Here is an 8,836-nt window from a genome sequence, read left to right as displayed (position 1 = left end):
CAGTAACTCCACCACGTAAAGAAGCATCTGTTGCTGTTTAATACCTTAGATTATTCATACTTTTGCTAAGTCTCTGATTAACTCAGCCCTGCTGGGTCATTTTGTATAGCTTAGTCTAAACTCCAGAACTAAGACCCGAATCGGAAATCCGTGATCGATGGGAAGAATATCTCCGTTCATTGCGTAGACTAACAGAGTATCTTCTTCTAATGCCTTTTCAATGGAGAAAGGACGTTGGATTTTCTTTTCATCTAGGCTAACAGGCATAACATCACGGGCTGTAGGCTTGAGTCCTGCTCGTTTCAACACATCGCCCAACAAAACGCCAGTCCATTCAGCCACCCCTATACCTCCTAGATTCCAAGGAGTACCTTCTATCTTTTTACTGTGAGACTTTTGAAAGAAGTTTCTGCCATTACCAGCACATTCAATGGCACGGATCACCGAAACTGAAGGCATAGAGAGAATTTCATCGTAAGTAAATGTACGCGGACGTTCAACGCCGGAGCCTTCAATCCTTAACTGCCAAGTTGCTAGATCGATATTAGGGGTCGGATTGTTATTGCGGACAAAAAACATGGCAGTTGGTACGAGATATCCTCGTCCGTATAAGGCTTCCCAGCGCATTTCCAAATTACTGCCATTTTGAACGAAAAACTCTGGTGGGGTTGGCTTGATACAGCACTTACGTCTATTATGAGGTACACTAGATTAAAATAAAAATAATTTTAAATGAAGTCCTACTCTGTCGATCTTCGAGAAAAAATAGTTGCAGCACATCTTCAGAAAAACATCTCAATCAGGAAAGTAGCTAACATCTTTTCCGTCTCAAAGAGTTTAGTACAAAAGCTTGTAAAACAACAAAAACTTGAAGGGAATTTACAATCCAAACCGCGAGGAAAGCCACAATTTAGTCATTTAAAAAATGCTGACATAGAGTTGAGAGAATTAGTTGAATCACATCCAGATGCAACATTGATAGAGTTATGTGAATTATTTGCAGACAAGACTGGAAATTCGGTAGGTCAAAGTGCAATGTGCCGGGCGTTACAGAAATTAGGATTAAATCGGAAAAAAAACAAATCGGAGTACCCAAGCGGGGACAGAGAGAGTCCTAAATTTAAGATTAGATTATTGGGAAAAGATCAAACATATAGAGCCAGAAAACTTAGTATTTTTGGATGAAACTGGTGTCCTACTTGGGTTAACGAGGACTCATGCCCGTTCACAAATGGGAACAAGAGCTTACTCTCTTAACCCCTTCTATAGAGGCTCAAAAGTTACAGTAATTGGAGCAATTAGTATTAAAAAAGTAGTTGCATTAATGACAATGAATGGTTCAATGGATGGCAAAGCTTTTGAAGTATTTATTGAGAAGTTTTTAGTGCCAGAGTTATGGTCAGGAGCAGTGGTAGTAATGGATAATTTATCCGCGCATAAACTCGATTCAATTGTGCCAATGATTGAAGCTGTCGGTGCTTCAGTTATATGTTTATCACCATATTCACCAGATTTTAACCCAATTGAGTTATGGTGGTCACAACTTAAGTCCTTCTTACGGATGTTTTCACCGACCACAACAGAAATGGTAGATCGAATAATTTCAGTTGCACTTGACTTAATAAATCCTCAACATTTAAGAAACTGGTTTGCTAATTGTTGTTACTGTACCTCATAATAGCCGGAAATGCTGTAAAGATTTACCACCGCCAGTAGGCATGAGAACAAGCGGACGCTCATTATTAATGATTGCTTGAACAGCTTCTTCTTGTAAAGGTCGAAAACTGGGAATTTCAAAATATTCCAAGTAAGAGCTGATAGCGAATTCATTTGTACTTAAAGGACGCAAATTCTCAAGTACGGATTGAAAATTATTTAAATGTCTGAGCCAATCACAAAAAACCTGCTTCGATTCATTGACATTGCACTCATAGTTCCAAGCCAGTAATCCCGCCACACATAATCTTGTCTCAAAATCATAAGTTTTTGGACTAGACCATACCTGCTGCAAATAGGATTGATTTATTCCTTTTAACATTGTTTCTGGCAGCATTTCTATGGTGGGTTGTTCAATCTTCAAACCAAGGTGATCACTGAAAAATTGTTGATATGCAAGGTCTGCATCTTTGCAACCACAAGTCAGGAACCAAATATATACTTGTTGTACTTCATCAGGCTTTTTAAATAGTGCTTCTAATTGTTGACCAAGTAATAATCGAGTTGCCTGTGCGTCTTCTAAAGGGTTATTACTTGAATATTCACTTTGTTTATAATCTTTATTTAGCTTATGGGAATGCTGTAGGGGGAAAGCGAGTATTGATAGTTCTAAAGTGTCAATTATACGCCAAGAAGATAATTGAGGTTCTTGCTCAATCAGATAAGGGTAATCAAAGCGGCGGAAGTTATGACCGCATACTGCTAAATTACTATTTTTCAGCTTCCTCATTTCTTCGTAAGCTTGGTTTAAAGATTCTTCCAAAAAATCCTTTGTTAAATTAGGGGATACTAATCCTATACGAAATATCTGATTATCATTGTTAACTTCTAAATCCAAATAAGTATAAAATAATTCAATAATAGATAAGTCTTCCATATAACCCTTAATAGAATTGCCTGACCACAATTTTATCTATCAGAAATTGTTAACTTACGTACCCTAACTTTTTCAGAAGATTTTAGAAGTAAGCATTGATTTATCAATTAAATAGTATTTTTGTACTATTGGATTAACTCATGAATGCGTTGTCACTCCTGTTACGTAACCCCGCAATTTGTAGCCTTCGGCTGACGAATTAGAGGCAATGTTTTCACAAAGTCTTGCTTTAAGTTTTCCCTCAGCAAAGATTTTCTAACAGCTTGCTAATAAAACGAATCTTGGCACAAGGTTTAACACCAATACAACTGCTATCTATCCAATAACCAATGTTAGGGGGGCGGCCGCTTCATGTCAACAAGCAAAGCGTATTATCAATAGGGTAGAATGTCATTAAGCCTTGCTTATTGCTAAAATTTTAGGCAATTGCTTTGGGACTTTAAAAATAATAAGATGCGAAAGGAAAAATTTTTTTGTTGGTTCTTAACCTTTGTTGCGATCAACAGTAATTTAGATGCGTTTGCCCTGCACTTTCTCTGATGGCAAGTTGTAGACTTTCTTGTTGAACTGGTGTGAGAAAACCTCTAGCTGGCATGGCAGTAAATATAATAATTGTCTAATTTACATAAAATGTAAATTAAAGGTGCAGCAGCTTATCTTTTAGTATCCCTAGTCTTCCGGCCAAAGCAGTAATTCATATTTAAATTGGGTAACGTCAAAGCTAGAATCGTCAAAGTAGTACTGCCCTTGGGCTTGAAATATGCATTCAAAAAGTTCTGGAATGCTTTTAGAGGCTGTTTGAAAAGTCTAAGGGGTTGTAAAAAAGCTCTCTCAGTATACGCTGTGAATAGAAAGTAGACAGCACTCTCGTGAGCAACATGAGTAAAGCATACCCCAGCAATTTGACCCTCGCCCAATATGAATTTCTAAGTGACATGATTCCAGAACCGAAACCCGGTGGTCGCAAGCGCGAAGTCGATATGTGGGAAGTCCTCAACGCCATCTTCTATGTTCTAATTGAGGGAGTTCGATGGCGAGCTAACCCTTGCGACTTTCCCGTGTGGCAGACGGTATACACCTATTTTCGTAATTGGCGCAAAGATGGAACTTGGCTGGAAATTCACGATACACTCCGGCAGTGGACGCGGATCGAGCAGGAGCGTCATCCGAGTCCACGCCTAGGCAATCATTGATAGTCAAAGTGTGAAAACTGCTGCAATGGTACATGAAGCCGTGGGCTACGATGCGGGCAAGAAAATAAAAGGGCGCAAGCGATTTCTGACAGTTGATACCTTGGGATTAGTTTTGCGGGTCTTGGTCACAGCTGCCAGTCTGGGTGAGCGTGAAGGGGGCAAAAAAGTTCTTAAACGGGTCAAACAATCTAGCAACCAGGTTTCTCGTTTGACAACCATTTGGGTGGATGGCGGCTTTGATGGCGATCCGTTGAGGATGTTGGTTTTCACCATCTCAGACACACCTTTGCATCTCAAAGGGTAGGAATTATGGGAATTGAGGAACTTCGTGCTTTGATGGGACATGAAAAAATTCAAACGACTCTTCGCTACTCTAAAATTACTTCACAACGGGCGCAAGAAGTAGCACTTTATGCTTTTGAAAAAATTCCGTCTTTAGGGCAATAACTTATCAATATAAATTTAATTTGTATATGACTACATGATTAAAACTATCACAATTAAAAACTTATCAAGAGAATAGACAATACTCTTGATTGTCAAAATATGGCTTCCTCACAAAAATAGCAAACAATTACACAGCAACCATCAAATAAATTAGCAATATCACTTAATATAACTCACCACCGCGAGCGAAAATTTCTATCACTTAACTTCTGGTTACTTGATTTTTCTCCGCTATTTCTAATAACTTCTCCCATGCTTCATCGGTTAAGCGAATTGACCTTAACCGCTTGGGTGAATCTCCATAATCAGTTCCAAATTTACCATCTGGTGTACGGGATCGTCTTTGAGATTTTTGTCTAGTGCCTGAATATTGATCCATTGTCCCAAGTTATACATGATGTCAGGTATGTCTTAATTCATCATGTATATACATGGTTGAACAGTTAATTTTTCTTACTTTTTTTCTTATCCCGGTTTTCTGTTCCATTGCTACTCACGCCCCTGTTACTATTGAAACGCTTACTTTGCCGCAGTCGCCTCTATTTCCACTAGGACTTCTGGAATGGCAAGTCGAGTCACACCAATCAGCGAACTTGACGGCTGGCAACCCACGGACTGGAGACGTTGCGCGAGTACGTCGTAGTTCTTGAGAGTTGCGTCCATGTCGCAAGTGTAGATGTTTAAACGGACTACATCCGCGAGATTGTAACCGGACTTGATTAGAATGCGTTCCACATTTTCCAGTGCAAGACTTATCTGGAGGCGTATGTCGTTAGCGTGTTGTGGCTTTCCCTCAAGATCGACAGGCGTCTGGCCAGCACAGTAGAGGACACGATGCGCTTCTTTTACTTCGATTGCCTGCGAGAATGCGAACTTATCCTGCCAAGTTTCCGGGTTGATCTTTTGAATTTCTGTCATGCTGCCCCTCCATAGGCGTGCCGGGTTTCAAATCAAGTTAAAGTATAGTTAGTCGGTGGTCTTTTGGGAAAATGTGAGTTTAACGGGATAAATTGATCATGGTAACAGGTTGAGGCTTCAATATTTGCATCCTTGTGCTTCTGGCAATGGTCTATCAATCGATTTACTCCTTTCTCCATTCGACTACGATGACCCCACAACCGAAAGATTTAAGGGTAATGCGGCATTGTTAAGCAAAACCGTTCTTGGAGAATACAAGCACTTAAAATCTCCATTAGAACAAAGTCTACAGCAGTGCGTATACTTTTATCCATCTCTGGCAATTTATCTAGCAGTGCAATCACAGCGGCTTGATCGAAAAAGGGTAACGATGTCATCACTGAACTGCGCAATGTGTCTTGAAGCAATTGATACAATCGCTCATTTGGTTTTAAAGTACAAGGTGGAGCAAGAAATGGATGTTTTTGGCGCTGATAAACTGTGTTGTTCAAGAAAGGGCGTGCCGCTTCTCGCAACACATATTTCTCTGTCATACCACGAATTTTCAGCGAAACAGGCATCTTAGAAGCTAGCTCGACGAGATGGTGATCGAGAAATGGCAGACGCCCTTCGACGGAATGTGCCATTTCCACACCATCACCCAACATTCGGAGAAGACGGTTTGGAAATATTGATTTCGACCAAAAATATAAAGCTTGATGCACGGGTTCACGTTCAGCAAGTTGCCCTTGTACATCAAACTGATTTAAAAAGACACGACAGGCATCTCGTGCTGCAAACCTACTAGTAAATTCAGATGAATAGAGAGCACGGAATTTAAGACCATTGTTCGCAAAGGTTTGTATCCAGGTTGGCGTAAAATTTAGCACCTGGCGGACACTTGCTAATGACATATTATTGCCGTCAGGTAGCAACAGACCTGAAGCAATTGCATTGTTGTGCTCTAACTCTGACAATAAGTGCTGCAAAACCTCTTTGTCTTGCCCTTGTGCGTTGTAGAGCAACATATCCCGTCGTAAATGAGCATAGCCACCAAAGATTTCATCGGCACCTTCACCGGTCAGAACAACCTTATAGCCAGCGTCACGTACCGCTTTACTCATAAGATACTTAGCAGCACTAGCAGCATTATTGAGTAAGGTCTCACCATGCCAAACAGAGTCAGCAAAATGGTCGGCTAGATCGGATTGCTGCACTTGAATGATTTGAAGTTTTGCTCCAGTAAGGGCAGCTGTCTCACGCGCAATCGCTGCTTCGTCATACTCCTCCTGGACAAAAGAAATGGTAAACGCATGAATCGGTTCAGCAGTGTGTGTTGCTGCCATGCCTAATAAGGTCGACGAGTCGAGTCCCCCACTAAGATAGCAACCGATCGGTACATCCGCTCGCAAGCGCAGTTGAATCGCCTCATTCAAGGTGTACCGAAGTTTTTCGATGTATTCACCTTCCGTATATTGAGGCAACTGTTCACCGATTCGTGGATAATTAAAATCCCAGTAACGAATGAGTTGCATGTGGTTGCGCGAAGCTAACAGGAAATAACCGGGGGGTACTTGATAAATATTTTGGAACAGGGTGCGATCATGTTCCAACAAAGCGTTGTTTGCCTGAAAAAACGATTCGGCATCCCACTGAGCAGGGACACCAGCTGCAAACAATGCTTTCACTTCAGATGCCAAATAAAGCGTATCGCCAATGGTTGCGTAGTAGAGTGGCTTGATACCAAAGCGATCACGAGCAGCAAAAAGTAACTCATTTCGTTCATCCCACAACACAAACGCAAATTCGCCCCGTAGATAGTGTAGGCATTGTGTACCAAACTCTTCGTACAAGTGGAGAGCTATTTCACTATCAGAATGAGTTTTTAGCCGATGTCCTGATCTTATCAAATCCTGCTGAATTCGCTCGAAATCATAAAACTCACCGTTGACCACAATATGCAGTGTTTCATCTTCGTTCGCAATTGGCTGAATACCAGTTTCCAGGTCGATAATGCTGAGTCGAGTATGACCTAAACCAACTCGTAGATGGGGGGCAATCCAATATTTTCGCCCATCCGGTCCTCGATGATACAAGCGAGCAATCGCCTGCTGCAAAGATGTTTCTGAAATTGGTTCCTGCTTTGAGAACAATGCCACAATTCCACACATTAAATAGTCCTCCTAAATCATTTATGAGAAAACACAATAGTCATGGATCTGGGTAAAGTCAAATATTTGGCAATGAGTCGAGAGCTTAAGTAATGTCTTAACTACAGAGAAAGAATGGCAGAAAAAATAAAACTCTCTAATCAATTTTTTTGCAGAGAACCAAATATCTTCTACAGGGTTTTCTTGTGGTGCATTAGGGGCAAATCTCTCGCACGCTATCAGCCATTGTTCTTTTTCTAGTTCACCATTCAATGAGTCTAAATAATCTTTAAGAAGCTGCGAAACATGGGAACTTGCACCATCCCAAATTATTAAAAGTTTTGCTCCTGGACGTTGTATACATCCTACTCTTGACCCCGCCAAATTCTTTTGGCGGGGTCAAGGTTTATTTCCTTTTGCCTAGCCTTTTATCAGGTTGCAACGAGTTCCGGCGAATAATTAATAGGGGGGGCATCAGGGATAAGCCTATCGCTAGAAACTCTAGTCCAGGAGTCAAACATATGCTTGTACAAGAAAGCCATTTCCCAGACAATGTGTGCATACGCCTGCCCCTCGGAGGATTTTGGTTCGCAAACCGGGATTAGATTAAATCCCATAGCTAAATGCTCTTGGTCAATTTCTTCGTGGGCATGCCAGTACCGACCAGGCTGTAGCCCTAAAGATTCCAATTTGGGAGCAACCGTTGTAAAAAAGTCGTAAGAAACTCCTTCAGAAATGAGGTTGATAGCAATAACTTGGTGGACATAGGACTCACGCAATATAGACCGAAAACAGTAAGCGCTAGCCAACTGGGTCTCTAGGGTAGGGGGAACATAAGTCGGCTCGGCATTGGCTTCCAAGAAGTTACGCTTACGCATCCAGTTGAGAAGTTGTTCACAGTGATCCACTTCTTCTAAGGCATGACGCGCAAAGATCCTTTGAAATGCAGGTTCTTGGCACATTGCATGTCGCAAAGATAAAGCAGAGGTAAAATCACGAGACTGATAGTAGAGTTGGTGTACCCACTCCTTTACATCCATTGGATCAGAGGTGGACTCTAGGACTTTGAAAAAGTTACATGAGCGTACTATTTCACGGCACTCATAAGCATAATCTAGTAGCCACTTCATAGAATTCATAAAATCTCCCGGTGGGTATGGAAAAATAGTGAAAGCAAGGAACCGAACCGATAAGTATTGAGACCTTACTCTTATATCAGGCAAGAATCAAAAAAATATGAAAACTTTAGAATTGCACTGAGTATTCCTTGAGATCCAGTGTAGGAGTAGATAAGAAAAATTATTTAAGGCAAGTTGGTTAGGGCGCAATACTTATCGGGTTTTGCATTTTTAATCCGGAATCGGGTTTGGGAAAAGGTTAAAGGGGAAGTATTGGGTCGGGGTGTTGTATTTTTCATCTGGAGTTTAGACTAGTTCGCGGTGCGAAACTGTTGAACAAATCAAATATAAAACTTTGTTAATAATCAATAGTTACATGTGCCAAGTATTGATTATTAACAAAGCTAATTTTAACTATCCCCCCACTACTTTTGATAC

General features: G+C 40.9%; 9 protein-coding genes and 2 pseudogenes. 4 read left to right on the top strand and 7 right to left on the bottom strand.

Annotation, left to right across the window (positions count from 1 at the left end):
- Window positions 1-96: 96 nt before the first annotated feature.
- Window positions 97-627: a molybdopterin-dependent oxidoreductase gene (locus tag LC653_RS43050; protein WP_229501383.1), complete on the bottom strand. Its 531-nt coding sequence runs from the start codon at window positions 625-627 to the stop codon at window positions 97-99.
- 105 nt (window positions 628-732) lie between these two features.
- Here LC653_RS43050 and LC653_RS43045 point away from each other — a divergent pair, with 105 nt between their 5' ends.
- Together LC653_RS43045 and LC653_RS43040 are read left to right on the top strand one after the other, a co-directional pair.
- Entirely contained in the window at window positions 733-1,185 is a 453-nt protein-coding gene (locus LC653_RS43045; protein WP_229501382.1) for a helix-turn-helix domain-containing protein, read from the top strand.
- Window positions 1,178-1,678: a transposase gene (locus tag LC653_RS43040; protein ID WP_229501381.1), complete on the top strand. Its 501-nt coding sequence runs from the start codon at window positions 1,178-1,180 to the stop codon at window positions 1,676-1,678. The genes LC653_RS43045 and LC653_RS43040 overlap by 8 nt, the downstream gene beginning before the upstream one ends.
- Here LC653_RS43040 and LC653_RS43035 read toward each other — a convergent pair.
- Window positions 1,673-2,593 (bottom strand): hypothetical protein, encoded by a 921-nt coding sequence (locus LC653_RS43035; RefSeq protein WP_229501380.1) that lies wholly within the window; start codon window positions 2,591-2,593, stop codon window positions 1,673-1,675. The two genes, LC653_RS43040 and LC653_RS43035, sit on opposite strands and share 6 nt — an antisense overlap.
- 878 nt (window positions 2,594-3,471) lie before the next feature.
- Between LC653_RS43035 and LC653_RS43030 the strand changes: the two are divergent.
- Window positions 3,472-4,036: pseudogene (locus LC653_RS43030) on the top strand (IS5 family transposase); the annotation flags it as partial.
- Window positions 4,037-4,095: 59 nt separating this feature from the next.
- Window positions 4,096-4,233, top strand: a complete 138-nt coding sequence (locus tag LC653_RS43025) for a hypothetical protein (RefSeq protein ID WP_308189241.1) — start codon at window positions 4,096-4,098, stop codon at window positions 4,231-4,233.
- Window positions 4,234-4,435: 202 nt separating this feature from the next.
- Here LC653_RS43025 and LC653_RS43020 read toward each other — a convergent pair whose 3' ends face one another.
- From LC653_RS43020 to LC653_RS43000, 5 genes and pseudogenes are all read right to left on the bottom strand, one after another.
- The gene (locus LC653_RS43020) at window positions 4,436-4,612 is read right to left on the bottom strand and encodes a transcriptional regulator (RefSeq protein WP_229501379.1); all 177 of its coding nucleotides are present in this window, start codon (window positions 4,610-4,612) and stop codon (window positions 4,436-4,438) included.
- A gap of 140 nt (window positions 4,613-4,752) precedes the next feature.
- Window positions 4,753-5,151, bottom strand: a complete 399-nt coding sequence (locus tag LC653_RS43015) for a RidA family protein (protein ID WP_229501378.1) — start codon at window positions 5,149-5,151, stop codon at window positions 4,753-4,755.
- Between the two features lie 209 nt (window positions 5,152-5,360).
- On the bottom strand, window positions 5,361-7,301 hold the full coding sequence (asnB, locus tag LC653_RS43010) for an asparagine synthase (glutamine-hydrolyzing) (RefSeq protein ID WP_229501377.1): 1,941 nt from the start codon (window positions 7,299-7,301) through the stop codon (window positions 5,361-5,363).
- A 21-nt stretch (window positions 7,302-7,322) separates the two neighbouring features.
- A pseudogene (locus LC653_RS43005) lies at window positions 7,323-7,637 on the bottom strand (IS630 family transposase); the annotation flags it as partial.
- A 74-nt stretch (window positions 7,638-7,711) separates the two neighbouring features.
- Entirely contained in the window at window positions 7,712-8,419 is a 708-nt protein-coding gene (locus LC653_RS43000; protein ID WP_229501376.1) for an iron-containing redox enzyme family protein, read from the bottom strand.
- Window positions 8,420-8,836 lie beyond the last annotated feature (417 nt).

This window comes from Nostoc mirabile CHAB5784, assembly GCF_020829645.1.
In the GTDB taxonomy this organism is placed as follows: domain Bacteria; phylum Cyanobacteriota; class Cyanobacteriia; order Cyanobacteriales; family Nostocaceae; genus Nostoc; species Nostoc mirabile.
This window is presented reverse-complemented; position numbering and strand designations above follow the sequence as displayed.